We start from the raw sequence: 1,448 nt of genomic DNA on the forward strand, positions 1-1,448 counted from the left end.
TGAAGTGACCCCTAAAAGTTAGACACGGTTATTTCATTATGCTGCTTGCTCAAAATGAGTTCGGTATTGTACCGGACTCATTTTTAATTTTGCCTTCATCCGTTTCGTATTATAATATTCCATATATCTTTTAAGTTCTTGTTTAAAATGCTCTACACTTTCGAATTCCTTAAAATATAGGAATTCTGATTTCATAATCCCAAAGAAATTCTCCATCACTGAATTATCGTAACAGTTTCCCTTACGAGACATACTTTGTTTAATTCCTCTTTCTTGGAGGGCATGACAATATCCTTTCATCTGATAATGCCAACCTTGATCTGAATGCATCAATAGTTCATGTTCTTCTGGTAATCGCTCGAGGGCTCTTTCTAACATCTCCGAAACAAGTGAATATGTTGGTCTAAAACCAATCGTATACGTAATAATCTCTCCATTAAATAAATCTAATACAGGAGATAGATAAAGTTTCTCACCAAATAATTTAAACTCTGTTATATCTGTTACCCACTTCTTATTTGGAGCATCTGTTGTAAATTGACGGCCTAAATGATTTGGCGCAATTTTTCCTACAGTACCTTTGTAAGATTTATATTTTTTCATCCTTACCAAACATTTTAAACCAAGTTCTCTCATGATACGTTGAACCTTTTTGTGATTCACTTTTCGCCCACGAATCGCTAGCTCATCACGTATACGGCGGTAACCGTAACGACCTTCATGTTCCTCGTAAATGGCCTTTATTTCAGCTTTTAAGTCGCCATCTAGATCTGGCCGATTCATTCTCTTCACTAAATCATAATATGTACTACGTGGAATATCAGCGAGTTTCACGAGTTCCTTCACCGGGTATTTTTGCCTTAACTCATAGACTACTAGTGCTTTGTCTTGTTTGGTGATTTTTCTTTGTTTTGAACTAAGGCATTCAACTTTTTTAAATACTCATTTTCCATTTCTAGCTGTTTAATACGCGCTTCCAGTGCCTCAACTGATTCTCTAGCTGGCGCTTGTTTTGGTTGGTTAAAAGATTTCTTATTCACGGATGGACGCCCCTTTTGTTTCGGTTCTAGGGCTTCTAAACCGCCAATCTCCATTTTTCTCTGCCAATCATACACCATTGTATAACTAGAGATTTTAAAGAGAGCTGCGGTATCCATTAGTGACGCACCAGATTGAACCATATAGTTTAGTACATCCAGTTTAAAACTAACAGGACAGTTTGTATAGGTATTTTTAAGACCTTCTTCCCCATGTAATTCATATAATTTCAACCAATATTGGAATTGTGCTCTGGTAATACCAATTTGTTTTGCGTATTCTTTTTGAGAAATAACTTCAGGGTTATAGCCTTGAATAATACTTAATTTTAAATTACTTGTATATTTGGTCATATAAAAAACTGCACCTCCAATTGTTAGACCAGTGTCTAACAATTGGGGTGCAGTTCA

The 1,448-nt window shown here is 35.8% G+C and carries 1 protein-coding gene; it reads right to left on the reverse strand.

The genetic code is table 11. The annotated features are described in order from the left end of the window. Nucleotides 1–36: 36 nt before the first annotated feature. A protein-coding gene (locus tag DIS06_RS19890) for an IS3 family transposase (protein ID WP_110114979.1) occupies nucleotides 37–1,391 on the reverse strand; the annotation gives its coding sequence in 2 pieces (ribosomal slippage) (nucleotides 37–938 and nucleotides 938–1,391; 1,356 coding nt in all). Between the last annotated feature and the right edge of the window lie 57 nt (nucleotides 1,392–1,448).

Source organism: Bacillus sp. CGMCC 1.16541 (genome assembly GCF_003184905.1).
Classification (GTDB): Bacteria; Bacillota; Bacilli; order Bacillales; family Bacillaceae_H; genus Priestia.